The 26,431-nt window shown below is 72.3% G+C and carries 21 protein-coding genes; 13 read left to right on the top strand and 8 right to left on the bottom strand.

The genetic code is table 11. The features are described 5' to 3' along the window. The first annotated feature begins 21 nt into the window (after positions 1-21). From B1759_RS06510 to B1759_RS06470, 9 genes are all read left to right on the top strand, one after another. Positions 22-402 carry a response regulator transcription factor gene (locus B1759_RS06510; RefSeq protein ID WP_158225151.1) on the top strand — a complete coding sequence of 127 codons (381 nt, stop codon included), beginning with the start codon at positions 22-24 and terminating at the stop codon, positions 400-402. A 141-nt stretch (positions 403-543) separates the two neighbouring features. Continuing rightward, positions 544-2,571 (top strand): LruC domain-containing protein, encoded by a 2,028-nt coding sequence (locus B1759_RS06505; RefSeq protein WP_095514208.1) that lies wholly within the window; start codon positions 544-546, stop codon positions 2,569-2,571. A 35-nt stretch (positions 2,572-2,606) separates the two neighbouring features. Beyond that, a complete protein-coding gene (locus tag B1759_RS06500) occupies positions 2,607-3,368 on the top strand; it encodes a sugar transferase (protein WP_095514207.1) in 762 nt (253 codons plus the stop codon). A 64-nt stretch (positions 3,369-3,432) separates the two neighbouring features. Beyond that, positions 3,433-4,884, top strand: coding sequence for a UDP-glucose/GDP-mannose dehydrogenase family protein (locus tag B1759_RS06495; RefSeq protein ID WP_095514206.1), 1,452 nt, complete (start codon positions 3,433-3,435; stop codon positions 4,882-4,884). Positions 4,885-5,128: 244 nt separating this feature from the next. Beyond that, the gene (locus B1759_RS06490; protein WP_095514205.1) at positions 5,129-5,857 is read left to right on the top strand and encodes a TolC family protein; all 729 of its coding nucleotides are present in this window, start codon (positions 5,129-5,131) and stop codon (positions 5,855-5,857) included. Then, positions 5,854-7,950: a hypothetical protein gene (locus B1759_RS06485; protein WP_143537281.1), complete on the top strand. Its 2,097-nt coding sequence runs from the start codon at positions 5,854-5,856 to the stop codon at positions 7,948-7,950. The genes B1759_RS06490 and B1759_RS06485 overlap by 4 nt, the downstream gene beginning before the upstream one ends. A gap of 54 nt (positions 7,951-8,004) precedes the next feature. Further along, complete coding sequence (locus B1759_RS06480) at positions 8,005-9,207, top strand: glycosyltransferase (protein WP_095514203.1); 1,203 nt, start codon at positions 8,005-8,007, stop codon at positions 9,205-9,207. Position 9,208: 1 nt separating this feature from the next. Next, positions 9,209-10,465, top strand: coding sequence for a lipopolysaccharide biosynthesis protein (locus B1759_RS06475; RefSeq protein WP_095514202.1), 1,257 nt, complete (start codon positions 9,209-9,211; stop codon positions 10,463-10,465). A gap of 4 nt (positions 10,466-10,469) precedes the next feature. Continuing rightward, positions 10,470-11,924 carry an O-antigen ligase family protein gene (locus B1759_RS06470; RefSeq protein ID WP_095514201.1) on the top strand — a complete coding sequence of 485 codons (1,455 nt, stop codon included), beginning with the start codon at positions 10,470-10,472 and terminating at the stop codon, positions 11,922-11,924. Between the two features lie 28 nt (positions 11,925-11,952). Here the strand turns inward: B1759_RS06470 and B1759_RS06465 are convergent, their stop codons facing one another. Continuing rightward, positions 11,953-12,717 (bottom strand): alpha/beta hydrolase, encoded by a 765-nt coding sequence (locus tag B1759_RS06465; RefSeq protein WP_158225150.1) that lies wholly within the window; start codon positions 12,715-12,717, stop codon positions 11,953-11,955. Positions 12,718-12,889: 172 nt separating this feature from the next. On the opposite strand from B1759_RS06465, the gene B1759_RS06460 reads away from it, so the two are divergent. From B1759_RS06460 to B1759_RS06450, 3 genes are read left to right on the top strand one after another with little or no spacing between them, the layout of a single operon-like run. Next, entirely contained in the window at positions 12,890-13,876 is a 987-nt protein-coding gene (locus tag B1759_RS06460; protein WP_095514199.1) for a glycosyltransferase family 2 protein, read from the top strand. After that, complete coding sequence (locus B1759_RS06455; protein WP_095514198.1) at positions 13,873-15,033, top strand: glycosyltransferase family 2 protein; 1,161 nt, start codon at positions 13,873-13,875, stop codon at positions 15,031-15,033. The genes B1759_RS06460 and B1759_RS06455 overlap by 4 nt, the downstream gene beginning before the upstream one ends. Further along, the gene (locus B1759_RS06450; protein ID WP_095514197.1) at positions 15,030-16,166 is read left to right on the top strand and encodes a glycosyltransferase family 1 protein; all 1,137 of its coding nucleotides are present in this window, start codon (positions 15,030-15,032) and stop codon (positions 16,164-16,166) included. Before B1759_RS06455 ends, B1759_RS06450 begins: the two co-directional genes overlap by 4 nt. Before the next feature lie 65 nt (positions 16,167-16,231). Here B1759_RS06450 and B1759_RS06445 read toward each other — a convergent pair whose 3' ends face one another. From B1759_RS06445 to B1759_RS06415, 7 genes are all read right to left on the bottom strand, one after another. Then, on the bottom strand, positions 16,232-17,158 hold the full coding sequence (locus B1759_RS06445) for an alpha/beta fold hydrolase (protein WP_095514196.1): 927 nt from the start codon (positions 17,156-17,158) through the stop codon (positions 16,232-16,234). A 1-nt stretch (position 17,159) separates the two neighbouring features. After that, positions 17,160-18,641 (bottom strand): long-chain fatty acid--CoA ligase, encoded by a 1,482-nt coding sequence (locus B1759_RS06440; RefSeq protein ID WP_095514195.1) that lies wholly within the window; start codon positions 18,639-18,641, stop codon positions 17,160-17,162. Next, the gene (locus B1759_RS06435; RefSeq protein WP_095514194.1) at positions 18,638-20,113 is read right to left on the bottom strand and encodes a sodium:solute symporter; all 1,476 of its coding nucleotides are present in this window, start codon (positions 20,111-20,113) and stop codon (positions 18,638-18,640) included. Before B1759_RS06435 ends, B1759_RS06440 begins: the two co-directional genes overlap by 4 nt. 74 nt (positions 20,114-20,187) lie before the next feature. Then, positions 20,188-21,210 (bottom strand): 3-oxoacyl-ACP synthase III family protein, encoded by a 1,023-nt coding sequence (locus tag B1759_RS06430; RefSeq protein ID WP_095514193.1) that lies wholly within the window; start codon positions 21,208-21,210, stop codon positions 20,188-20,190. Between the two features lie 46 nt (positions 21,211-21,256). Further along, positions 21,257-21,988, bottom strand: coding sequence for a beta-ketoacyl-ACP reductase (locus B1759_RS06425; protein ID WP_095514192.1), 732 nt, complete (start codon positions 21,986-21,988; stop codon positions 21,257-21,259). Between the two features lie 64 nt (positions 21,989-22,052). Next, entirely contained in the window at positions 22,053-24,479 is a 2,427-nt protein-coding gene (locus B1759_RS06420) for a TonB-dependent receptor (RefSeq protein ID WP_095514191.1), read from the bottom strand. Between the two features lie 55 nt (positions 24,480-24,534). Next, positions 24,535-25,023, bottom strand: a complete 489-nt coding sequence (locus tag B1759_RS06415) for a GbsR/MarR family transcriptional regulator (protein ID WP_095514190.1) — start codon at positions 25,021-25,023, stop codon at positions 24,535-24,537. A 273-nt stretch (positions 25,024-25,296) separates the two neighbouring features. Here B1759_RS06415 and B1759_RS06410 point away from each other — a divergent pair, with 273 nt between their 5' ends. Beyond that, a complete protein-coding gene (locus B1759_RS06410) occupies positions 25,297-26,400 on the top strand; it encodes an NAD(P)-dependent oxidoreductase (RefSeq protein ID WP_095514189.1) in 1,104 nt (367 codons plus the stop codon). The last annotated feature ends 31 nt before the right edge of the window (positions 26,401-26,431 follow it).

Genomic DNA, 26,431 nt, shown 5'->3' with positions numbered 1-26,431 from the left:
GAGGGCACCTCCCCCCGCATCATGCCCGACTCCTCACGAACGGTGCTGGTCGTCGACGACGACCCCGTCATGCTCGCGTTTCTGGACCGCGCCGTCGGGGCCGAGTACGCGGTCGTGTCGGCGGCGGACGGGGCGGCCGCGCTGGACCGGGTCCGCGCGGGCGGCGTGGACCTCGTCGTGGCGGACCTCAAGATGCCCGGCCTGGACGGGTTCGCGTTCACCGAGGCTCTCCGGGCCGACGAGCGGACGGCCCGGCTGCCGCTGCTCATCCTGTCGGGCAGCGACACCAGCGCGGACCGCATCCGCTGCCTCCGCCTCGGGGCCGACGACTTCGTGGCGAAGCCGTTCAACCCCGAGGAACTGATGGCGCGCATCGCCAACCTGTTCCGTCGGCTGGGGTAGGAGCGCCGTTCGTCGAGACGCCGGGGGGCGTTCGTCGAAGCATGGGCCGGTTGGTCGAAGCGGCACCCGAGGTGGGGCGCCGGAGCCGGAGACTGCGAGCCGTGACCGCACGACGCGGTCCGCTCCCAGCCCTCCCGACTCATGGTCTCGCTCCGATTCGCTCTCTTCGTCCTCGCCACCCTCACGGCCAGCGGCCTGGTCGGCTGTGACGCCACGGCCCCCGACGCGCCCGAGGCGGAGGGCCTCGCCGGGCTGACCGTCCCGGCCGGGTTCGACTTCGCCACCACGCGCGCCGTCGAGGTCCGCGTCCGGGCGCTCGACACCGCCGGGCGTCCGCTGGCGGGCGTGCCGGTCGACATCAACGACGCGAGCGGGCGGCGGCTGGCGACCGGCCTCACTCCGGCCGACGGCACCCTCGTGCTGTCGCTCGCCGTCCCGGCCGACCTCGACGCGCTCACGGCGCGGCCCCGCTACCTCGGCCTGCCCGACTCGGTCGCGCTGACGGTGTCGGGCGGCGTCGCCGCCGGCACGGTCGGCGGCGTGCCTCGGGCGGTCGGGGTCGGCCGCGTGGCCGGGCCGTCGGCGCGGATGGCGGCGGGCTTCGCAACGCTCGGCACCTGGGATGGCAATGGCGTGCCGGACTACCTGGAGCCAACGCGCGACCCCATCGACGCGGGCCTGCTGGCGACGCTCAACGCGAGCCTCCCCGAGAACGCGCCCGTCCCCGACGCCCACCCGCAGTACCTCGCCGACGGCAACGACACCGACGTGGTGCTGACCGACGAGGCCGACGTGTGGGTCACGTTCGTCCACGAGGGCGCGGGCTGGCGCAACGCGCTCGGCTACTACACCTACGACGCGAGCGCGCCGCCGCAGTCGGCCGCCCAGATCGACGCCCGGACGATCGTCTTCCCGAACGTGTCGTTCGCGGGCAGCGGCGGCGGGCTCGTCTCCGGCGACAAGGTCCGCCTCGGGCGCTTCCCGGCGGGCACCGGCATCGGCTGGTTTCTCGTCGCTAACGGGTGGACGGGCGGCGGCGTCGGCGACGGGACGCACGTGGTGTACTCGAACCCGGCGTTCAACCCCGAGCCCGACGCTTCGCTCCGCCAGCACAACGTGTTGCTGCGCGACGACGAGCGCGAACTGCTGCTGCTCGGCTTCGAGGACGTCCGCCGGGACGACATCCCGTTCGTCTGCGACCAGGACTTCAACGACGCCGTGTTCTTCGTCTCGTCGAACCCCGTCGAGGCCATCGCCTCGGGCGACGTGCCGACGGTGACCGACCCGGGCTCCGACCCCTCGGCCGACGCCGACAACGACGGCATCCTCAACGGCTCCGACGCCGACCCCTACGACCCGTCCGTCGCCGCCGTCTTGCACCTGCCCGCCGAAGGGACCGACGGCTCGGTCGCCTTCGAGGACCTGTGGCCCGGCCGCGGCGACTACGATTTCAACGACCTCGTCGCCGACTACCACCTGACGGTCGGGCTGGACGCGCAGAACCGCGCCACGCGCATCGACGCCGAGATCGCCGTCCAGGCCATCGGCGCGGGCTACCGGAACGGGCTGGTGCTGGCGCTCCCGATCCCCCGGGGCGGCATCGCGTCCGTCACCGGCGCGTCGCTGACGCGGGGCGTGTTCGCCCTGGCCGGGAGCGGCGCAGAGAGCGGTCAGTCGCTGGCGATCGTCCCCCTCTTCGACGACGCCTACGCGCTGGTGCAGCGCCCCGGCGGCTACTTCGTCAACACCCAGAGCGAGGCGCCGCGCACCGACGCCGGCCGGGTGACGGTCCGCATCGCGCTGTCGAGCCCGGTCGCCGTCTCGGCCCTCCGTCTCGACGAACTGGACCTCTTCCTGGTGGTCGACGGCGAGCGGGGCCGCGAGGTCCACCTGCCCGGCCGCGCCCCGACCGCCAAGGCCGACGCGTCGCGCTTCGGCACCTCCGCGGACGCGACGGAGCCCGGCACACCCCGCACCTACGTGACGGCCGAGGGGCTGCCGTGGGCGCTCCACCTGCCCGAGGCCTTCGCCTACCCGCTGGAGCGCGCGCCGCTCGACGCCGGGCATCTCCGGTTCGTGACCTGGGCCCGCTCCGGCGGCAGCACCGCCGACGACTGGTACCGCGACCTGCCGGGCCACCGCGACGCCGGGTACCTCTTCGCGCGCTAGTCCACGCTTCTGCTCTCTTTCAGACCCTTCGTCCGATGCTGACTCCTCGCCCCAGCCGCGCCAAACGCGCCTTCGACATCGTCGCCTCCGCAGGCGCGCTCGTCGTCCTCTCGCCTGTGCTGCTGCTGGCGGCCCTCGCCGTCCGGCTGGAGTCGCGCGGGCCGGTGTTCTATGCCTCGTGGCGCGTCGGCGCGGGCTATCGCCGCTTCCGCCTCTTCAAGTTCCGGACGATGTACCCGGACGCCGACCAGCGGCTCAAGGACCTGGCGCACCTCAACCAGTACGCCGCGCCCGTGTCCGCCCCGACCGGCTGCCCCGACTGTGCCCGCCTCGGGGCCGAGGCCGAGGGGGCGACGTGCTCGCCGCTGCTCGTCGGCGACGCCGGGGCGGTGGTCTGCGAGGCCGCGCACCGCCGCCAGCAGGCTGCCGGGCCCGCCTTCTTCAAGCTCCAAAACGACCCCCGCATCACGCGCGTCGGCCGCTTCCTGCGCAACACGAGCATCGACGAGCTGCCGCAGCTGGTCAACGTGCTCCGCGGCGACATGTCGCTGGTGGGCAACCGGCCGCTGCCGCTCTACGAGGCCGAGCAACTCACGGCCGACGGCGCGGTCGCGCGCTGGATGGCGCCCGCCGGGCTGACCGGTCTGTGGCAGGTCACCCAGCGCGGGACGGGCGAGGTCTCGCCCCAGGAGCGCATCGCGCTCGACAACACCTACGCCGAGCGCCACGGGCTGGGCTTCGACCTCCGCCTGATCCTCAAGACCGTCCCCGCGCTCTTCCAGAGCGAAAACGTCTAGGCCGCTCCCGGTCCCTCTCCGCTTTTCAGCCACCCGGCCGCTCGCGGCCACCCCCTTCAGACTCATGAACATCTCCGTCATCGGCACCGGCTACGTCGGCCTGGTTTCCGGCACCTGCTTCGCCGAAATGGGCCACACGGTCCGCTGCGTCGACATCGACGCCGACAAGGTCACCGCGCTCCAGAACGGCGCCATCCCGATCTACGAGCCCGGCCTCGAGGTCTTCTTCGACCGCGGCGTCCGCGAGGGCCGCTTGACGTTCACGACCGAACTGGCCGGGGCCGTCGAAACGACCGACGTGGTCTTCCTGGCACTCCCGACGCCGCCCGCCGAGGACGGCTCGGCTGACCTGCAGTACGTGCTCGGCGTGGCCGACCAGATCGGTCGGCTGCTCGCGGACAACGACTGGGGCTACAAAGTGCTGGTCGACAAGAGCACCGTGCCGGTCGGCACCGCCCGGCGCGTGGCCGAGGCCGTCGAGGCCCACGGGCTGACGGCGGGCGTCGACTTCGACGTGGTCTCGAACCCCGAATTCCTCCGCGAGGGCGCGGCCGTGGACGACTTCATGAAGCCCGAGCGCGTCGTCGTGGGCACGTCGTCGGCGTCGGCGGGCGAGATCATGCGGCGGCTCTACGCACCGTTCGTCCGCTCCGGCAACCCGGTGATCGTGATGGACGAGGAGAGCGCCGAGATGACCAAGTACGCGGCCAACGCTCTGCTGGCGACCAAGATCACGTTCATGAACGAGATCGCGAACCTGTGCGACCGCGTCGGGGCGGACGTGGACCAGGTGCGCCGAGGCATCGGGACGGATAGCCGGATCGGGCCGAAGTTCCTCTATGCGGGCATCGGCTTCGGCGGCTCGTGCTTCCCGAAGGACGTGCAGGCGCTCCACCGGACGGCGCGCGAGGAGGGCTACGACTTCCAGATCCTGGACGCGGTCCTCCGCGTCAACGACGCCCAGAAGCACGTCCTCGTCCCCCACGTCCTGGAGGCGCTGGCGGACGGCGCGGGCCGCCTCGACGGCCGCCGCATCGCGCTCTGGGGCCTGGCCTTCAAGCCGCACACCGACGACGTCCGCGAGGCGCCGGCCCACGTGCTGATCCGCGAGTTCGTCCGCCTCGGCGCCGAGGTGGTGGCTTTCGACCCGGAGGCCGTCGAGACCACGCAGGCCGCGTTCGCCCGCGAGCCGCTGGTCGGCCCGGGCTCGCTGACCTACGCCGCGACGGTCTACGAGGCCGCCCAGGACGCCGACGCGCTGGTGGTCGCGACCGAGTGGCCCGAGTTCCGGCGCCCCGACATGGAGCGCGTCCGCCGGTCGATGGTCCAGCCCGTCGTGTTCGACGGCCGCAACGTGTTCGAGCCGGCGCAGATGGTCGCGTCCGGTTTCACATACCGCTCCATCGGCCGCCCGACGCCGTCGGCCCCGGTGGAGCACGCCGCGCCCTTCGCCGACCGCCCGGCCCTGGCGAGCTCGCGGACGGCGCGCACGATCCCTTCTCGGGAGGTTGGCTGACCGACCGAGACCGCGCCCGTCACGGACGGACCGACGGCACCACACGTCGGGCCGGGGCGCGGATGGGCGGGCGGTGGCTCTCGGAGCCGCCGCCCGTTTTTTGTAGTCGCACGACGGCCCCGAGGCGGGCAGGGTGACGACGACAGCCCAGCGTTCGTCGAAGCGGGCGGGGCGTTCGTCGAAACGCGGCCGGAGAAAGAGAGAGGACGGGGGACGTTGCGATCGGTCAGCCAACCACACCCTGATGCATCGCTTCCTTCTCCTGCTCGCGCTCGCGCTCCCTGCGGCCGCCCCTCACGCCCAGGCCGACGACGGCCTGCCGGCCCTCCCCACGCTGGACACCGTCCTCGCTGCGGTCCACCGTCAGTCCCCGTCCGTCCGCTACGCGGCGGCGACAGTCGCCAAGAACGAGGCCCAGCTGGACCGGACGCGCAGCGCCTGGACCGACAACCTGGGCGTCAACGTCGGGGCGACGGCCGGGACGTATGGCAACGACCTGGTGGACCAGCTGTCGGTCGGCGCGACCGTGGGCGTGAGCGTGCGGCTGTCGCTGTACGACGTGCTCGGGCGGCGCCACGAGGCGCGGCAGGCCGAGGCCGAGCTGGCGCAGTCGCGCGCTCGCCAGGCCGAGGCCGACGAAGAGCTGGACCTGGTCGTGATCGCGCTCTACCGGCGGACCGAACTCGCGTACCGCCTCGTGGGCGTCCGCTCCGGCGGCATGGAGTCCGCGCGGACGCACCGGGCGATGGCCGAGGCCGAGTTCGTGCAGGGCGACGTCGCCGTGGGCGAGCTGGCGCGCGTCGACCAGATCGCCGCCGAGGCGCAGGCCGCCTTCGAGACGGCGCGCACCGACTACCTGACGGCCTACGGACAACTCGACCGCCTGTGCGGCGGCACGCTGTCGGCGCTGACCGCGCAGGCCGCCGCCCCGACCGCCGCCCCGGCGGCCGTCGCCAGCGCCCCGGGTCGATGAGCCTGCTCCACGTCCTGCGGCTGCTCGGCCGCCACTGGCTGCTGCTGACCGCCGTGCCCCTCGGCATGGCCGCCGTCGTCTTCCTCGCCACGCGCGACCTGCCCCGCGAGTACGCCGCCTCGACAACCCTCTACACGGGCTTCGTGTCCGGCTACTCCATCGACTCCGAGAGCGGCAGCCGGGTCGACTACCTGACCACGCAGACGGCGTTCGACAACCTGATCCAGCTCATCAAGAGCCGCGAGACGGTCGAGCGCGTCGCCCTCCAACTGATCGCCCGCCGCGCCGACGGCCGACTGCGGCTGGCCGAGGAGGTCGAGATCCCGACGGTGCCTGGCGCCGTCGTCCGGGCCGTGTCCGCGACCGAGGGGGCCAGCGCCGCCCGCCTCGCCCGCCTCAGCGCCGAGGCCGACGATGTCGGGAGCCCGATCTACGCGGCGCTCTACATCGACGAGTCGCCGGTGAACGTGAGCACGCTCCAGGGCGCCATCCAGGCGAACCGCGTCGGCGGGTCCGACATGGTCGAGATCCGCTACACGTCGCCCGACCCGGTGCTGGCGCAGCTCGTGCTGGAGCTGATTCTGGACGACGTGATCGACGAGTTCCGCGACATGAAGACGCGCCAGACGGGCGGCGTCGTGGAGTTCTTCGAAGAGCAGACCGCCCTGGCCGACAGCGCCCTGCGGAGCGCCGTCGGCGGGACGCGCGCGTTCGGCGTCGACAACCGGATCATCAACTACTACGAGCAGACGAAGTACGTCGCCTCGCAGAAGGAGAGCCTGGACCACGAGGTGCAGCAGGAGGAGATGGCGCTGGCCGCGGCCGAGAACGCGCTGCGCGACACCGAGCGACGCCTGAGCGAGCGCGAGGCGGTCCTGATCCAGAGCGACGCCGTGGCGCAGCAGCGCCAGTCGCTCTCGGCGGCGACCGCCCGCGCGGCCCGCGCCGAGGCGCTCGGCACGGCCGACCCCGCCGCCCGCGCCCAGGCTGACTCGATGCGCGCGGCGCTCAACGGGAGCGTCCGCGGCCTGCACCGGCTCAGCAACTCCGAGCAGGGCGTCGCCCGGAGCGCCCTCACCGGCGCCTGGCTCAACCACGCCACGAGCGTCACCGAGGGCCGCGCCCGCCTGGCCGTCCTGCGCCAGCGGCGCGACGAGTACCAGCGCGTCTACGACGTGTTCGCGCCGCTCGGCTCGACGCTCTCCAGCCTGGAGCGCGAGGTCGACATCGCGGAGGGGACCTACATGGAGATGCTCCACAGCCTCAATCTGGCGCGGATGCGGCAGCAGAGCATCGCGCGGGCGGCCAACCTGGACGTGGTCGCGCCGCCGCAGCGCCCGGCGCGGCCCAACTCGTCGAAGCGGCCGCTGCTCGTGGTCGTCGCCTTCCTGGCCGGGCTGGCGCTGTGCGTCGGCGGCCTACTGGCGGTCGAGGTGTTCGACCAGTCGATGCGGACGCCCGAGCGCGCCGCCGAGGTCTCGGGCCTGCCCCTCGCCGGCGCCTACCCGACGGCCCCCGCCGACCCGGCACTCCTGAAGCCGCTCGACGCCCAGTTCCTGCGCAACGTGTCGCTCGTTCTGCGTGAACGCGACGCCCGGGAGCCCCAGTTCGTCGCGGTCGCCAGCGGCCAGGCGGGCGAGGGCGCGGGCTTCGTCGCCGCCCGGCTGGCCGAGCGCTTCGCCGCGCGCGGGCGGACGGTCAACTACCTCGCCCCCCACGCCGACGGCGGCGCGACGCCCTACGCCGTGACCGACGCCTTCCCCGAGGCCGAGACCCTCGACGCCATCGCCGGGCCATCCGACGCTGACCTCACCATCCTGGAACTGCCGCCCGTCCTGGACGCGCCGCTGCCGGTCGGTCTGCTGGCCCACGCCGACGTGGTCCTGCTCGCCGCCCGCGCCAGCCGCTCCTGGGCGACCGCCGACGCCCACACGGCGTCGGCGCTGGAGCGGGCCAGCGGCCACGCCCCGCACCTCGTGCTGACGGGCGCCCAGCCGGTCCGCCTGGAAGGGCTGGTCGGCGAGGTGCCGCGGCGGCGCTCGTGGCTCCGCCGCACCGTCAAGCGCGCCGCGCGCTTCGAGTTCAGCCGCTGACCCCACACGCCTCCCCCGCCCGCCTCGGTGCCGAGGCCGACCGACCCAACGCTCATGCCTGATTCCCCGAAACCCGCCCTCGTCTGCCTCGCCCAGCCCGCCTGGGACGGCGACTACGTCAAGTCGACGGTCCGCTTGATGGAGGCGCTGGCGGCCCACTACCGCGTGCTCTACGTCGACTATGCGCACACGCTCGCCGACGCCGCCCGCGCCGCACTCGGCCGGGGGGGCGCGCCGCTGGAGCGGATGTTTGGCCGGGAGGACCGCCTGCGCCGCATCAACGGACCGCACGGTCCGATCCACGTCCTGACCCCGCCGCCCGTCCTGCCGACGCGCTGGATGGACGAAGGGCCCGCGTTCCGCGCCGCGCTGGCGGTCAACGCCCGGATCGTCGGTCACGTCGTCCGCGCCGCGATGCGGGAGTTGTCGATGACGGACCCTGTCGTGGTGACGGCGTTCGCGCCGCAACTCGGGCTGCCGCTGGTCGGGCAGCTCAGCGAGCGGGCGCGGGTCTACTACGGCTACGACGAGATCGCGGCCGCGCCGTGGGTCGGCAAGCACGGGGCGCGGCTGGAGGCCGAGTACCTGGCGAACGCGGACGCCGTCGTGGTCACGTCCGAGGGCCTGCGGGAGAGCCGGGGCGCACAGCACGCCAACGTCCACCTGGTCCCCAACGGCGTCGACTTCGACCTCTTCTACCCGGCGGCTACGTGGCAGCCTGAGGGCGACCGGCCGTGCGTCGGCTTCATCGGCAGTCTGGACGGGCGGGTGGACTACGCGCTCCTGGGCGCGCTCGTCGAGCGGCGGGCCGACCTCGACTTCCTGTTCGTCGGCCGCGCGACGGCGCCTGAGGCGGAGGCGCTGGCAGCGCACGCGAACGTGACGCTGGCCGGTCCGCACCCGCCCGACGCCCTGCCCGGCTTCCTGGGGCAGATGGACGTCGGCATCATCCCGTTCCAGGTGACGCGCTTCACGCGGAGCATCTACCCGATGAAGCTGAACGAGTACCTCGCCGCCGGCCGGCCCGTGGTGACGACGCCCTTCGCGCCGCTCGGCGACGCGGAGGCGCACGTCTACACGGCGTCCGACGTCCCGGTCTTCTCGCAGGCGCTCGACCTGGCGCTCCGCGACCGGGGCCTGGCTGCGCGCCGCCGCCGCGTCGCCTTCGCGCGACAGAACACGTGGGCCGCTCGCGCCCGCGCCTTCGCGGCCGTCGTCGAGCAGGCCCCGGCCGCTCCGCGTCGCCGGGCCGCCTGACATGCGCCGCCTCCTCGCCCTCGCTCGCGGACCGCGCGCCCTCTCGCTCGCCACGCAGGCCGCCAGCGCCGTGCTCGGCTTCGTCGGGTTCGCGCTCGTCGCCCGCGCGCTCGCGCCCGCTGCGTTCGGCACCTGGGTGCTCTACCTGACCGTCGCCACATTCGTCGACATGCTGAGGAGCGGGCTGGCGCAGTCGGCGCTCGTCCAGCAGGCGTCGGGCCACGGCCGTGCCGAGGCGGACCGGGTCGTCGGCGCCGCGTGGACGGTCGGCCTCGGGGTGACGGCGGGCGTGGCCGGGCTCGGCGCGCTGGTCGTATCGGTCGTCGGCGGCGTGTGGGTCGTGCTGCCGGTCTTGCTGGTGGCCGGGCTGCCGCACACGGTCGCGGCGTGGGAGGCGCAGGCCCGGGAGCGGTTCGGGCGCGTGCTGGCGCTGCGGCTGGCGCTGAGCGTCCTGTTCGTCGGCGCCGTCGTGGCGATGGGGGAGGGGGTGACGCTGGGCGCACTTGCGTGGGCCCACGCGGCGGCGCACGGCATCGTCTCGCTGGGTGCGCTCGCGCTGGGCTGGGCGCGGCCAGAGACGGTCCGCCAGACGCGACGTGCCGACGTGGCGCGGCTGCTCCGCTTCGGCCGCTTCAGCGCCGCGACGACGGTCGGCGCCAACCTGCTGCGCAGCGCGGACGCGCTGATCCTGGGCACCGTCCTCGGTCCGGCGGCGGTCGCGCTCTACGGCGTCCCCCAGAAGCTCGTCGAGGCGGCCGAGGTGCCGATCCGGGGGCTCGCGGGCGCGGCGTTCCCCGCGATGGCGCGGTCGGCCCGGGTGGGCGACGGGGCCGCGCTCGCCGCCCGCCTCCGCCGCGACGTGGCGACGCTGACGTTGGTGCTGCTGCCCGCCGCCGCGCTGGGCTGGGTGTTCGCGACCGAGGCGACGACGCTGCTCGGCGGCGAGTCCTACGCCGAGGCCGCCGCGCCCTTCCGCTGGTTCCTGCTCTACGCGCTGCTGCTCCCGCTCGACCGCTTCCTCGGGCTCGCGCTCGACGCCCTCGGGCGGCCCCACCTCAACACCGTCAAGGTGGGCGCGATGCTGGCCGCCAACCTCGGCGGCGACGCGGTCGCGCTGGCGCTCGGGTTCGGCGTCTCCGGCGTGGCCGCGGTGACGGTCGGGATGACGGCGGTCGGCGTGGTCGTGGGCGGGGTGCTGGTGGCGCGCGAGGTGCCGCTCGTGCCCGGCGCGCGTCGGCCGATACCGGAGGTCGCGTAGTCTGATGTCCCCCGTGCTCGACCTCCCCTCCGGCTCCGTCTCGTGGTCCGCCCGCCTCGTGCGTGGCGCGGCGACGGTCGTCCTGGCCGTCGTTCTCGGCCTGGTCGTGGCGAAGGGCGGCGTCGTAGCCGGGCTGGCGCTGGTCGCGCTCGCGCCCGCGTTCTTCGTCGCCCGCGCCGTCTTTCTGGACCCGCGCTGGGGCCTCGTGGCGACGCTCGTGGCCGCGTTCGTGGGCGTCGGCGTGACGCGCTACGTCCCCGCGCCGACGGGCCTGCTGGTGGACGCGTTCCTCGCGCTGACGCTGCTCGCGGTGATCGTTCGCCCCCGCGCGTGGGACTGGGACCGGCTGAAGAACGGCGCCGTCTGGGCGGTCTCGATCTGGATGGCCTACAACCTGTTCCAGATCGTGAACCCGGAGGCGCGAAGCCTGGCCGCGTGGTTCTACGCCGTCCGCGGGGTGGCGCTGTATCCGGTGCTGGCGGTCCCGCTGTGCCTGCTGCTGCTGCGCGACCGGCGCGACCTGGACCGGCTGCTGGGGCTGTGGCTCGCGTGGTCGGTCGTCGGCGCGCTCTGGGGCATCAAGCAGAAGGTCGTGGGCCTGGACGGCTCCGAGCAGGCGTGGCTCAACGTGCCCGGCAACCTGTCGACGCACCTGCTGTTCGGCAAGCTGCGCGTGTTCTCGTTCTACTCCGACTCCGGCCAGTTCGGCGCGGCGATGGGGCACGCTGGGCTGGTCGCGATCATTCTGGCGCTCGGCCCCGCCTCACGCGGACGCAAGGTGCTGCTCTGGATCGCGGGCCTGCTCGGCCTCTATGGCCTGCTGATCTCCGGCACGCGCGGAGCGATGGCGGTGCCGATGATCGGCTTCTTCGTCTACTTCCTCCTCAGCGGCAACTGGCGGCTGCTGGTGGTCGGCATGGCGGCGCTGCTGCTGGTCTACGGCGCGCTGCGGTTCACGAGCGTCGGCAGTGGCATCTACGAGGTCCAGCGGATGCGGACGGCCATCGTGGAGGGCTCCGACAACGCAAGCCTGCAGGTGCGGTTGGAGAACCAGAAGAAGCTCAAGACCTACCTCGCGAGCCGCCCATTCGGCGGCGGCGTGGGGTCGGGCGGGTACTGGGGCCAGCGCTTCAGCCCGGGCACGTTCCTGGCGGAGCTGGCGCTCGACTCGTGGTACGTCAAGATCTGGGCTGAGCAGGGGCCGGTCGGCCTGTGGCTGTACCTGATCGGGCTGGCGTCGCTGCTGGGCGGCGCGCTGCGGCGGCTGCTCCGCGTGCGCGACGCGGCGCTGAAGCAGCGGCTGCTGGCGCTCTTCGCCGGGCTCTGCGGGATCGCGGTCGCGAGCTACGGCAACCAGGTTCTGGGCCAGATGCCGACGGGCATCCTGGTGGCCGTCAGCGTGGCCGCGCTCTACCTCGCGCCCCGACTGGACGCGCAGGCGGCCGTGCCGCCCGAGTAGCCCCGCCTCGGTGCCGAGGCGGAGGCGGTCACCGACCGGCGGCGACGATGTCGGCGACGGTGTTGCCGATCAGCGTCTCGCGCTCCGGGAGGGCGGACCACGTGTGGCCGGCGTCGGGGTAGGTCACGAGCAGGGCGTCGGGGTCGCCCCAGATCTCGGCGTAGCGACGGCTGTAGCGCACCGGCACGACGTCGTCCTCCAGCCCCTGGTGGATGCGGGCGGGGCCGGTGTAGGCGTCGATCCCGTCGTACGGGTCGGTGCCTCGGAGGTCGTCGACGAAGGCGGGGCCGAGGGCGAGTCCCTCGATGTCGATGCGACCGTGCGTGTCGAGAGCATTGGTCGACTGGCCGTGCACGGTGCCCTCGGCCACGTCGTCGGCGGAGACGGCGGCGGGGGCCCAGAGCGCGAGCGACGCGATGCCATCGGGCCGACGGGCGGCGGAGAGGGCGGTCTCGACGCCTCCCAGCGAGTGGGCGACGAGGTGGATCGGGCCGCCCGCACGGTCTTCGGCCCACCGGCGCATGCCGAGAACCTGCTCGACCTCCTCGGAGACGGTGATGTCGAAGAAGTCGCCGTCGCTCTCGCCGTGCCCCAGCCGGTCGAAGGCGACGGCGGTGACGCCCGCCTGGCGGAGCCGGTCGGCCAGGAGCGCGAAGAGGCGGCGGGGGCCGATCCGCGAGCCGCCGAAGCCGTGGACCAGCAGCGCCCACGGCGCGTCCGCTCCGGCGTCGTAGAGGCTGCCGGCGAGCGTGCGCCCGTGGTGGGTCAGGGAGACAGAGATCGGGTGGGTCATCGCGGCGGTCGAGTCGTTCGTGGCCCCAACGCGGCCCCCAGACCGCCGTTCCACCACCTCCGCCTCGGTGCCGAGGCGGAGGTGTTCGTCGAAGGGGAGGGGGCGTTCGTCGAAACGGGACCGGGCGGAGAGTGGGCGGGCGAGATCCTCCAGGCACTCCGCCCCCCGATCCATGCCGCCACTCGTCTCCATCGTCACGCTCAACTGGAATCAGGCCGAGGTCACGTGCGACCTGCTGGCCTCGCTGGAGCGCGTGACCTACCCCCGCGTCGAGGTCGTCGTCGTCGACAACGGCTCCGAGCCGCGCGACCTGGCGTTGCTCGACGCCTACTACCCGCACCCGCGTCTCATCAAGAGCCCCACCAACCTGGGGTTCACCGGTGGCAACAACCTCGGGATGCGGCAGGCGCGTGGCGGGTACGTGCTGCTCCTCAACAACGACACCGAGGTCGAGCCCGACTTCCTGGAGCCGCTCGTCGCGGCGATGGAGGCGGACCCCGGACTGGGGGCCTGCTCGCCCAAGATTCGCTACTTCCACGAGCCGGAGCGCATCCAGTACGCCGGCGGCACGGCGGTCGACCCCTGGCGCGGACAGGCCCGGTGGATCGGCTCGGGCGAGGTCGACCGAGGTCAGCACGACGTCTCCGGCCCGACGGAACTCGGCCACGGCGCGGCGCTGCTGATCCGGCGGCGCGTGCTGGAGGAGGTCGGCCTGCTGGGCGAGGACTACTTCATCTACTACGAGGAACTGGACTTCGGGACGCGCCTCCGCCGGGCGGGCTGGCGGGCCCACTACGTCGCCGAGTCGACGGTCTGGCACAAGGAGTCGGTGACCGTCGGCAAGGCGAGCCCGCTCAAGACCCGCTTCCAGACCCGCAACCGGGTGCTCTACCTGCGCCGCAACGCGCGCGGCTGGCGGAAGGCCCTCAGCATCGCCGCCCTCGTCGCGGTCGTCGCGCCGGTGCACGTCGTCCGCCACGCGCTGGCGGGCCGGTGGGCGCATGTGCGCGCGGTCGTCCAGGGCCTCGCGTGGCACCTCGCGCACCCCTCGCTGACCCCGGATGCACGGTTGCCCCGGCGACCCTGGCCCCGCGTCGACCGCCCGGCCGCCGCGCCGCGGCTCCTCTCCGCCGACACGCTGCTGGAGGTCACCCGATGAGCGCGCTGCTGCTGGTGCTCTGGGTGCCTCTGGCGCTGTCGGTGGGCTACCTGCTGGTGTTCGCCGTCGCCGGCCGACTGCGTCGCCTGCCGACGCCCCCGGCAGGCGCCCGCTTGAGGACCGCCGTCCTGCTGCCCGCCTACCGCGAGGACGCCGTGATCGTGGCGTCGGCCCGCGAGGCGCTCCGCCAGGACTACCCGACCGCCCGGTTCGACGTGATCGTGATCGCCGACGGGCTCCAACCCGAGACGCTCGGCGACCTCCGCGCCCTCGGCGTGCAGGTGGTCGAGGTCGCGTTCGAGCGGTCGACCAAGGCGAAGGCGCTCCGGGCCGCGCTGGCGACGTTCGCGCCCGGCCAGTACGAGACCGTGGTCGTGCTCGACGCCGACAACGTGATGGCGCCCGACGCCCTCGCCCGTCTCGACGACGCGCGCACCGAGGCGGCCGTGGTGCAGGGGCGGCGCGTGGCGAAGAACTTCGACACGCCGCTCGCCCGCCTCGACGCGCTCTCGGAGGCAGTCAACAACCACGTCTTCCGGCAGGGCCACGCCGCGCTCGGGCTGAGCGCCGCGCTCATCGGCTCTGGCATGGCCTTCGACGCCGCTCTTTTTTCGGAGTTGATGGCGACGGCCGAGGCGGTCGGCGGGTTCGACAAAGAGCTGGAGCTCGACCTGACCCGGCGCGGCATCCAGATCGCCTACGCGCCCGACGCCGTCATCCTCGACGAGAAGGTGTCGACCTCCGACGTGTTCGTCCGCCAACGGAGGCGGTGGCTGGCGGCGCAGTTCCACTATGCTCGCGCGCACGCGCTCCCGGCGCTCGCCACGCTCGTCCGCACCGGGAATGTGGATTACGCCGACAAGGCCCTCCAGATGCTGCTGCCGCCCCGCGCGGTTCTGCTTGCTCTGTCTCCGGTCCTGTTCGGGGTCGCAGGGCTCGTCGGCGCCTCGGTGCTGCCATGGGCCGGGCTGTGCGGCGCGCTGGCGGTCGCCATCGGCCTGGGCATCCCGGCCGACCTGCGGCGCGGGCTCCTGGGCGACCTCCTCCACCTGCCCCGCGCGCTCGCGCTGATGGGCTGGGCGCTCGCCAAGAGCCGCGGCGCCAACCGGACGTTCCTCCACACCCCCCACACCGCGGCGACGGCCGCCCGGCCATGAGAATCGGCATCGAAGCGCAGCGGCTGTTCCGCGCACGCAAGCATGGAATGGACGTGGTGGCGCTGGAGCTGCTCCGGCGGCTCCCGGCGCTCGCGCCCGAGCACACGTTCGTCGCGTTCGTCCGCCCCGGCGAGGACCCCTGCCTGGAGCCGAGCGCGAACCTGGAGGTCGTCGAGGTGGAGGGGCGGTCGTACCCGTCGTGGGAGCAGGTGGCCCTGCCCCGCGCCGCCGCCCAAGCGGGCGTGGACCTGCTGCACTGCACCGCCAACACGGCCCCGCTCCGCTCGCCCGTCCCGGTCGTGCTGACGCTCCACGACGTCATCTTCCTGGAAGGCGGGAGCCCGCTGACGCGCGGCGGCACGGCGTACCAGCGGCTCGGCAACCAGTACCGTCGCTGGGTCGTGCCGACGGCCGTCCGCCAGGCCGCGCGCGTGACGACGGTCTCGGCGTACGAGGCCGGGCGCATCGCCGAGCGCTTCCCCGATGCCGCCGACCGCCTGGCCGTGGTGTCGAACGCGGTCAGCGAGCGGTTCGCGCCGGTGAGCGACCCGGTCCGCCTGGCCGAGGTGCGGGAGCGCTACGGACTGTACGAGCGGTTCGCGTTCCTGCTGGGCAACACCGACCCCAAGAAGAACATCCCGGCCGCCGTCGAGGCCTACGTCCGCTACGCCGAGCGCGTGCCCCAGGCCGTGAAGCTCGTCGTGGCCGATCTCGCGCCGGAGCGGCTGGACGAGATGTTGCGCGGGCTCGGTGCCGGGCACCTCCGCGACCGGTTTGTGCTGCCCGGCTACATGGCCCACGCCGACCTGGCGGCGGTCTACTCGCTGTGCGACGCGTTCCTCTACCCGTCGCTCCGCGAGAGCTTCGGCCTGCCCATCCTGGAGGCGATGGCGAGCGGCGCGCCCGTCATCACGTCCGACGCCGCCTCCATGCCCGAGGTGGCCGGGGACGCCGCGCTGTTGGTGGATCCTCGCCGGCCCGAGACCATCGCGGACGCGCTGGAGCAGGTGCTCACGAGCCCGCCGGTCCGCCGGACGCTGCGGGAGCGCGGGCTCCGTCAGGCCGCCACCTTCTCGTGGGACCACGCCGCCCGCCTCATGCTGGCGGAGTACGACACGGTGCTGGCGGCGTAGGGCTCGGCGTTCCGGACGGGAGACGTGGAAGGGTGCGACGGGCTCGCGTCAGGGTGCCGGCCCCTCTACTCACCCAGGAACGCGCACAGGCGGGCGTGGACGGCCTCGGGCTGCTCCAGCATGACGAGGTGCCCGGCGCCATCGATCATCTCGACCTCGGCGTGCGGCATCGCGTCGCGGGCGGCCTGCGCGACGGCCTCGGTCGTCAGCGTCGGGTGGAGGTAGGGATTGGGGATGAGGCGGTCGCCCGCACCGTAGAGGACCAGCGTCGGCATGGCGATCTCGCCCAGGCGCTCGTAGACGCGGCCGTCGAGCATCCCGGCGACGCTGGCGGCGTTGGCGGCGGCGTAGGCCTGGAAGTCGGCCCGCGCCATGACGGCGAGGCGCTGGTCCAAAATCCAGCCATCGCGGGCCTCGTCGTAGGCGGCGAAGTTGGCCGCGATGTTGGCCGCCACCTGCGGCTCGGGCGTGTTCGCGATGGCCGCCGCTGTGACCAGCATCTTCATGCCCGCGCTCTCCTGCTCCGTGAACGTCTCGATGCCCGCAGGCGAGAGGAGCGCGAGATGCCGCACGCGGTCCGGGTGGTCCAGCGCGAGCGTCATCGCGATCTGGCCGCCCATCGAGATGCCGACTACGTCGGCCTCGGGCACGCTGAGGGCGTCCATCGTGCCCGCGACCGCTGTGGCGAAGCCGCCCATCGTGCCGTCCACGCCGTCCTTGTCCGAGAGGCCGTAGCCGGGCAGGTCGAGTGCGATCACGCGGCGGCCCTCGGCCTCCAGCACCGGGATCGTCCCGCGCCAGAACGCGAGGTTGGTGCCCAGCCCGTGGAGGAGCACGACCGGCTCGCCCTCGCCGCCGGTGTCGTAGACCGCGACCGCGCGGTCGTCCACGTCGACCATCGAGATCGGCGCGGGGTAGTACGGGAGGTCGACGGAGTCGGCCAGAGCCGGGGACGGGACGGCCATGAGCGCGGCGAGGCAGAAGGCGAGCATGTCAGGAGTCGGAGACGAGAGCGGTGAGGGCGGTTTTCTGGATCTTCCCGCTGTGGCCGACGGGGAGCGCGTCGAGGAAACGGACCGCGCGGGGCACCTTGTACCCGGCGAGTCGCTCGCGGCAGAACGCGAGGAGGGCCTCTGGCGCCAGAGGCGCGCCCACGACGACGAAGGCGAGGCCGGCCTCGCCCCAGCGGGCGTCCGGCACGCCGATCACGGCGGCCTCGGTGACCGCGGGGTGCTCGCGCAGGACGGCCTCCACCTCGGCGGGGTAGACATTCTCGCCGCCCGAGATGTACATCTCCTTGAGGCGGCCGACGACGTACACGTAGCCCTCGTCGTCCTGGCGGACCAGGTCGCCGGAGCGGAACCAGCCGTCGGGGGTGAAGGCCGCCGCGGTCGCCTCGGGGTTGCGCCAGTAGCCGGGCGTGACGACCGGCCCGCGGAAGACGAGCTCGCCCGTCTCGCCCGTCGCCACCTCCTGTCCGTCGGCGTCCAGGATGCGGATGTCGACGAACAGGTTGGGGAAGCCGATCGAGCCCATCTTGCGGACGGCGTCGGCCTCGGGGAGCGAGAAGCAGTTGACGCCCACCTCGGTCATGCCGAAGCCCTGGCGGACGGGCACACCCTTGGCCTGCCAGGTGCGCGTGAGCGGTGCGGGCATCGGCTCGCCCCCCACGATCGCGTAGCGGACGCTCGCCAGGCTGGCGTCCTCGAAGGCCGGGCTCTCGGCCATCATCTGCAGCATCGTCGGCACGCCCCACAGGATGGTGATGCCTCTGGCGTCACACAAGCGCAGCAGTGCGTCTGCGTCGAAGCGGTCGAGCAGGATGGTGGTGCCGCCCGCGAGGAAGAACGGCGTCAGGAGCACGTTCCAGCCGCCCGTGTGGTAGAACGGCGCCGCGTTGAACGACACGTCGCCGGGCGTCAGGCTCAGGCGGTGGATGGAGTTGACGGCGTTCCACACCAGCATCCCGTGCGTGTAGATCGCGCCCTTGGGGCGGCCCGTCGTGCCGCTCGTGTAGAGCAGCATCAGCGGGTTGTCGTGCGTGACCGGGGCCTGGGGCGCGAACGTCGCGTCGCCCTCCGCCAGAGGCCGCACGTCGGCCAGCGGGACCTGCTGAACGTCCGAGGCCAGCGTGCAGGCGTCGGCGACGAACACGACCGTCGGGTCGCTGTCCTCCACCAGGTAGGCCAACTCAGGGCCGGTCAGGCGGTAGTTCAGCGGGACCAGGATCGCGCCCGACTTCTGGCAGGCCACGAAGAGCAGCACGTGCTCCAGGCTGTTCTCGGCGAGGATCGCCACGCGGTCGCCCGGGTCGACGCCGAAGCGCTCCTGGAGGGCTCGGGCGAGGGCGCTCCCGAGGCGGTCGAGGTCAGCGAAGGAGAGCGACTCGCCCGTCGGCTCCCACACCACGGCAGGGCGGGCGCCGTGGTAGAGCGCCTGTCGGGCGAGCCAGTCGGTGCGGATGGCGTCGGTCATGCGGCGGCGGGCTCGGCCGGGCGGCGGGCGACGAGCAGCGAGAGCGAGGCGACGGCGCCCGCGGCCAGCAGCGCGAAGGTGGCGGGCACGGCCGGGTTGTTCCAGTACGGCCCGATCTCGCCGTAGTACATCCCGAAGTGGACGACGAGCGCGGCGACGGCCGCGGCCGAGACGCCCCAGGTGGTCACGCGCGGCACGAAGACGCCGAACAGGATGGGCACGAACGTAGCCGCGAACAGCCCGTAGACGCCGTTCTGCGCCAGGATGGCGACCGACAGGTCGGGGCTCTGGATCTGGCCCCACGAGAGGAGCGCGACGACCGGCGCGAGCGCCAGCAGGAAGAGCTTGCTCAGCCCGATGGACTTGCGCTCGATGGTTTCCTGCGCCACGCCGCGGCTCCGCGCCAGCGGCGAGTACACGTCGTTGGCGAAGATGGTGGAGAGCGCCACGAGCAGCCCTTCCAGCGTCGAGAACCCGGCGGCGACCAGGCCGACCGTGACGACCGACCGGGCGACGGGACCGAATTGCTCGACGAGGTAGGTCGGCACCACTTGGTCGGGCGGGAGCAGGTCGCCGGTGAGCGTGACGCGGGCGTAGAGGCCGATGGCGAGGACGGAGAAGAAGAGCGTCAGCGCCACGAAGCCGACGCCGAGGTAGACGTTCACGTCGCGCTCGTCGCGCAGGTAGAGCGCCTTCGACATCACGTGCGGCTGCGTGATGACGGCCACGCCGATCACGAAGTTGGCCACGAACACCTCGAACGGGCTCCGGAACAGAAGGCTCTCGGGGTTGACGGGCTCGGCCAGGACGGGCGAGATCTCGGCCAGCCGCGCCAGCAGTCCGGGCTCGCCGAGCAGCAGGTCCAGGCCGGAGCCGACCAGCATCAGCGCCACGGCGATCATGATGAGCGCCTGGACCGAGTTGGTCAGCGTGTGCGCGCTCGCGCCGCCCAGCATCACGTAGATCAGCGGGATCACGATCACGATCGCCATCGCGCCGAGTGTGGGCAGCGCCAGGACGTTCGAGAGCACGAGCGTCAGCCCGACCACGATCAGGACGAGAAACGTGATCTGGAGGAGCGAGAGGCCCGCGAAGAAGAACCGCAGCGAGCGGCTCCCGTAGCGGTCCGCGATCCACTGCGGGACCGTCAGCGCGGCCGTGCGGTCGCCCACGCGGCGGAACGCCTTCGTCAGGACCGTCAGCCCGAGCAGGATGCCCAGGGGCGTGGCGACGGCGTAGCCCAGCATCCCGGACAAGCCGTAGAGGTAGATCAGCCCCGGGTTGATGACGAACGTGGCCGCGCTGGTCAGGTTGGCCGCGAGCGCGAGCCCCACCCAGACCGGGCTCGTCTTGCGGTCGCCGACCGAGAACGACGTGAAGCTCTTCACGCGCCGGATGCCGACGAACGCCGCCGTGCCGACGAGGGCGAGGTAGCCCAGGAAGAAGGCCCAGGAGATGGCGACGTCGGTCATAGATGCAGGCCTCTGGCGGCGGTGGGAAGACGAATGGGAACGAGGCGCCGAGAGGAGGCCTCTGGCGCCAGAGGCTAGTCGGTGCCCCAGCGGAGCGCCAGGCCGGCGATGGCCGCGCCGCCGCCCGAGGCGATCAGGACGACCAGGTCGCCGGGCCGGAAGCGACCCTGGGCGTCGGCGTCGGCGAGGGCCATCGGGACGCAGGCGCTGCCGGTGTAGCCGTAGCGGTCCATGACGAGCACGGCCTTCTCCATCGGCTGCCCCAGCGCGTCCATCGCCTCGCCGATGCTCTCGACGTTGATCTGGGTGAACACCCAGTGGTCCACGTCCGAGACGGCCACGCCGATGCGGTCCGCCAGTCGGCGGGCGACGGCGCTCCACGCCTCGCGGTTGAACTCGCGGGGGAACTTCTCCCGGAACTGGAGCAGGTGCTCCTGCGCCTCGACGCGCTCCAGCGAGGCCGGCGCCGCGGCCCCGCCGACGTAGATCCCCATGTGCTCGGCGAACTCGCCGCGCGTCTCCAGGTCGCTCGCCAGCACGCCTCTCGCATCCCGGCCTCTGGCGCCAGAGGCCGGACCGAGCACGACCGCCCCGGCGCCGTCGGCGAAGAGCGTCGCGGTGTTCTTGTGCCGGTAGTCGATGAACCGGCTCATGAGGTAGGCCCCGGCGACGAGCACGCGGCGGTACTGCGGCCGCTCGGGGTCGTCGCTCGCGATGTACTTGTTGGCGATGTCGAGCGCCGTCACGAAGCCCGCGCATGCCGTGTTGACGTCGAACGAGCCCGCGCCGATCGCACCCAGCTTGTGCTGCACGATCGCCGCGGTCGACGGCGAGAGGTAGTCGGGCGTGTCGGTCGCGACGATGACGAGGTCGAGGTCGCTCGCCTCGACGCCAGAGGCGGCCAGGGCTGAGCGGGCCGCTTCCACGACCAAGTCGCTCGTCGCCTGGTCATCGGCGGCGTAGCGGCGCTCGCGGATGTTGCGGCGCTCGACCAAGAAGGAGGACACGTCCTCGCCGTACATCTCGTCGAAGTAGGCGTTCGGGACGACGCGCTCGGGGGCGTACAGGCCGGTGCCGAGAATCTGGGCGCGGCGCATGGGCACAGGGGAGAGCTTCGGGCGCCGGACGACGCCCGAGGCGAGACTAGAGGACGAGGCCGCCGTCGACGTTGAGGCAGGTGCCCGTGATGAAGGCGGCGTCGTCGGAGGCGAGGAAGGCGTAGGCCGCCGCGATGTCGTCGGGCTGGCCAAGCGTGCCCAGCGGCGTCTTGCCGCGCAGGCCGTCGAGCACCTTCTCCGGGACCGTCAGCACCATCTCGGTCGCGATGAAGCCCGGGGCGACCGCGTTGACGCGGATGCCCTTGCGGCCCAGCTCGCGCGCCCACGTCTTCGTCATCCCGATCACGCCCGCCTTGGTAGCCACGTAGTTGGTCTGGCCGAAGTTGCCGTTGTGCGCGACCACGCTGGCGGCGTTCAGGATCGCGCCCCCGCCGCGCGCTTCGAGGTGCGGCACGGCCGCCTGCGTGCACAGGTACACGCCCTTCAGGTTCACGTTGATGACGGCGTCGAACTGGTCGCCGGTCATCTTCTTGAGCGTCGCGTCGCGCGTGATGCCCGCGTTGTTGACCACGATATCGAGGCCGCCGAAGTGGTCTATGGCGGCCTGCATCGCGCCAGAGGCGCTGTCGGCGTCGGTCACGTCGGTGTGGACGAACACGGCCTTGTCGCCGAGGGCCTCGGCCAGTTTGGCGCCTGCCTCGTCGGCCACGTCGGCGATGACGACGGAGGCGCCGTCGCGGACGAACCGCTCGCACGTGGCGCGGCCGATGCCCTGCGCGCCGCCCGTGATGACGGCCACTTTGTTGTCTAGCATGATGGAGTCGTAGACCGCGCCCGCCAGAGGCTCCGGCGGGCGCGGGGAGGAAGAAGAGCGCCGAGGACTAGCGTCCGAACGCGGGCACGTCGGTGCGGAGCGTCAGGGTGAAGAAGCGCGGCGTGGGGGCCGCGGCGACGAACTCGCGCTGCTCGACGCCGAACAGGTTGGTCACCGACGCGCCCAGCGAGAGCGCGTCCGAGAACTGGTAGCCGAGGCTCAGGTCCGTCGTGACGAAGCCGCCCAGCGGGCCGTAGTTGTAGTTGAACGGCACGTTGCCGCCCGGCGTGGTCAGGATCACGCGCTGGCCCTCCTGCTCGGTGCTGGCGAAGTGCCGGCCCGAGACGAACGAGTACTCGGAGACGCCGCGGACCGTGAGCGCGCCCGTGAGGCCGGCCATCCCGAGGTCGCGGGCGGTGAGCGTGAGCGCGCCCTTGTGGCCCGGCGTGTTGAGCGAGATCTCGTTCGGCGAGACCGTGCCGTCGCCGTTGAGGTCGAAGCTGTCCTCGTCGATGTCGGCCGAGAACGTGGAGTAGACCGCCGTCGCCGTGATCTGGTCGGAGACGACGTAGGACACCGAGAGGTCGGCGCCGTAGTTGGTGACCTCGCCGAAGTTCTGGTAGGTGAGGACGATCTCGGGCCCGCTCAGCGGCTGGTCGCCGATGGCCGTCACCAGGTCCGGCACCGTCGTCAGGGGCGAGATGAAGTTCTCCGAGGTGGAGCGGTACGCGTTGACGTCAACGAACAGGCGCTGGCCGAACAGCCCGCGGTAGCCCGCCTCGACGGTGCGGACGACCTCCGGAGACAGTGCTGCGACGCCGGCACCCGGCGACCCGTCGGCGTTGATGGTGTCGAACCCACGCCCGTTGCCGCGGATCACGATCGGGATGGTGCCGACCGCGCCGGACGGGATGTAGATCTCCTGCTGGAGCACCGTCGGCGCGACGTAGGCCTGCCCGTAAGTCAGGCGGACGCTGCTGGCGGCGTTGGGCGTCAGCACGAGGCCGAGCTTGGGCGAGAACTGGCTGCCGTAGTTGGTCTGCCAGTCGTAGCGCCCCGCGGCGACGACGCGGACCGGCCCGAAGCCGCGCTCGGCCTGGGCGCTCAGGCCGTACTGCTCGAACTCAAGGCCGCCGACGCCCGTGGTGTCGGAGAGGTAGGTACCCTCCGAGACGGCCGTCTCCAGCTCGTAGTTGGCACCCGCGATGAAGCGGAAGCCCTGGACCTCCACGTTGCCCTGGATCTCGGCGTTCGTCCGGCGGCTCTTGTCGATGAAGCGGGCCGCCGCGAACGCAGCGTCGGGCGAGAGCCCGGCGCGCGAGAAGGCGGCGTAGTTCTGGAGCGCGTACGTCTCGCCCGAGTTGCTCCACGTCTGGTAGACCTGGGCGAACACGCGCGGGTGGACGGCGCGCAGCTGGAGTTGGTGGAGCGTCCAGTCCTCGACCTGGTTGCGGCCCAGGTTGGTGGGCCCGAGGTAGCTGTTCTGGCTGCCCGCGTAGGAGAGCACCACGTCGGTGTCGGCCATCGGGCTGGCGAACAGCTCGGCGGTGCCGCGGAGGTGCTCCACGCCGAAGTCGGGCTCCTCGGCCGTCGGGCTGGGCACGCTGGTGTAGACCGTGTCGACGAACGCGTAGTCCTCGCCCCGGGTGAACTCGCCGGTCGCCTTGAACGCGAAGCGGTTGTCCAGGAACGCCTGCGCGTAGCGGCCCCTCGCGGAGTACACCGAGCTCTCGGCGCCGCCGGCCCCGCCCGACGCCACCACCGTCAGGCCCTGGCTGTTGCGTGGGTCGCGCGTGACCACGTTGACGATGCCGTTGTGCGCGTTGGCGCCGTAGAGCGCCGAACTGGGCCCGAGGATGACCTCGACGCGCTCAATGTCCTCCTTGATGACCGGGTTCATGGCCGCGAAGGGCAGGCCCGCGCCGGGCAGCATCTGGCGGCGCCCGTCGGTGAGGAGCAGCATCTTGGTGTTGAACGCGCTGTTGAAGCCGCGCGCGTTGATCCCGATGCCCGTCACGCCGGAGCGGACGAAGTCGACGCCCTTGACGGTCGCGAGCGCCTGCTCGTACGAGACGCCAGGGAAGGCCTGGAGGTCGGCGCCGGAGAGGACCGAGACCGTCGCGGGGCTGTCGGTCAGCCGCTCCGCGGTCCGGCTCGCGCCCGTCACGATGACCTCGCCCGCCTGGGCCGCGGCCTCTGCGAGGACGAAGTCCTCGACGACGGTCTGGCCCCGTGCGGCGGTGACCTCGCGTCGCTCGGCCTGGTACCCGATGAACGACGCCCCCAGGGTGTACGTCCCAGCCGGGGCAGAGAAGGCGTAGCGGCCGTCGGCGTCGGTCGCGTCGCCGTAGACGCTGCCGTCGATGAGGACGGTGGCGCCGACGAGGGGGGCGCCGCCGTCGGTGGTGACGCGGCCTTCGAAGCGGGCGTCCTGGGCAAGCACGCCAGAGGCGAGGCCGATGGCGAGGAGGAGGCTCGCGAACAAACGGTACATGAGGGCGGGGACTGAGCGTCCCCTCACATCGCCAGCGGACTGATCTCCGGCAGGGCTAGGCGCGGCCGTCGAGGCGTGCGGGCTCGGCCTCCCAGCGCTCGGCGAAGTCCTCGTAGAAGGACTCCATGAGCGTGTAGAAGGCCCGCATCTGCTCCAGGTTGCGGACGGCCTCGGCGTGCTGCTCGTCTCCACCCATCTCCTCCAAGAACTGCTCGGCGGTCCGGCGGTTTTTCCGGACGATCGCCATGTTGTGCTTGAAGTTGTTCAGGAAGAGATCCGGGTGGGCGGCGTAGTAGTCGCGTCGGCGGTTGGGTCCGTCCACCTTGCGGAGGAGGCCCGTCGAGGAGAGGTCCCGGACGGCCGTCGAGATGGGGCCTTTGCTGCGGGCGAGCATCTCGGCCATGTCGTCGAGCGAGAGGGGCTCCGGCTGGACCAACAGCAGCCCCACGATGAGGCCCTTGAGGCGCTGGAACCCGTACTGCTCGTAGATCGACCCGAACTCGGTGACGAGGTCGTGCTGGGCGGGGGTGAGGGGGGTGGGCATGGAAGGAACGGGGAGGACGTCTGCTAATCGTTTGAAACGTTGCAAACGTTCGGAGAGATGATAGGAAGCGCTTCCGTGATTGTCAAGGAGTCGTCAAGGTCGCGCCCGGTCGGCCTGCGGCACACGGCGCAAACCCGGACTCGTCGGGACCAGTTGCGGGTTCGTCGAACGAGGGCGGCGCTTCGTCGAAGAGCGAGCCAGAAACGAGGCCTGGGGGCGGATTCTGGAGCATCCGCACAAGGCGCCATGCCCCTTCTTCAGCCCACCGCTTCCATGACCGCTCCCGTTTCCCTCGTCACCGGCGTCGCCGGCTTCATCGGGTCCCACGTCGCCGACGAACTGCTCGCGATGGGCCACACCGTCGTCGGCCTCGACGACCTCTCGGGCGGCTACGCCCACAACGTGCCGGTGGGCGTCGACTTCCATCAGGGCTCCATCGCCGATCCGGTGCTCGTGTCGCGCCTGTTCGAGCAGTACCGGTTCGACTACGTGTATCACCTCGCGGCCTACGCCGCCGAGGGCCTGAGCCCATTCATCCGCCGGTTCAACTACACCAACAACCTGCTCGGCACGGCCACGCTGGTCAACGCGGCCGTCAACGTCGGCACGGTGAAATGCTTCGTGTTCACGTCGTCGATGGCCGTCTACGGGTCCAACCAGGTGCCCATGCGCGAGGACATGACGCCGATGCCCGAGGACCCGTATGGGGTCGCCAAGTTCGCGGCCGAGATGGACGTGAGGCAGGCCAAGGAGATGTTCGGGATGGACTTCGTCATCTTCCGCCCGCACAACGTCTACGGCGAGCGCCAGAACCTGGGCGACCGCTACCGGAACGTGATCGGCATCTTCCTCAACAAGATGCTGGAGGGCGAGCCGATGACCGTCTACGGCGACGGCCTCCAGACGCGCGCGTTCAGCTACATCACCGACGTCGCGCCGATCATCGCGCACAGCGTCGAGCGGCCGGAGGTCTACGGCCAGACGGTCAACGTCGGCGCGGACCAGCCCTACACGATCCTGGAGATGGCCGAGGCGGTGTCGCGGGCCATGGGCAAGACACCCGACATCATCCACCTGGAGGCGCGCAAGGAGGTCAAGCACGCCTGGACCGACCACGCCGTGCTGAACCGCTACTTCGGCGACCTGCGCCAGGGCGTGACGCTGGAGGAGGGCCTGGACAAGATGGTCCGCTGGGCGCGCTCGGCGGGTCCGTTCCAGCGGAGCCTGTTCGAGGGCATCGAGATCAGCCGGGGGCTCTACTCCTTCTGGCAGGACGCCATCCGTACGCCCGAGGCCGACGCGCTGACGGCCGGCGCGCCCGCGCCCGACCGCGCGCCCGTGCCGACGCCCCGTCCGCGACCGATCGTCGCCGCCTAGTCTCCGCTGACCCGGAGGCGGGGCCCCGGCG

This window comes from Rubrivirga sp. SAORIC476 (assembly GCF_002283555.1).
Classification (GTDB): Bacteria; Bacteroidota; Rhodothermia; order Rhodothermales; family Rubricoccaceae; genus Rubrivirga.
The sequence above is the reverse complement of the archived record's forward strand: the minus strand, read 5'-3'. Positions and strand labels throughout refer to the sequence as shown.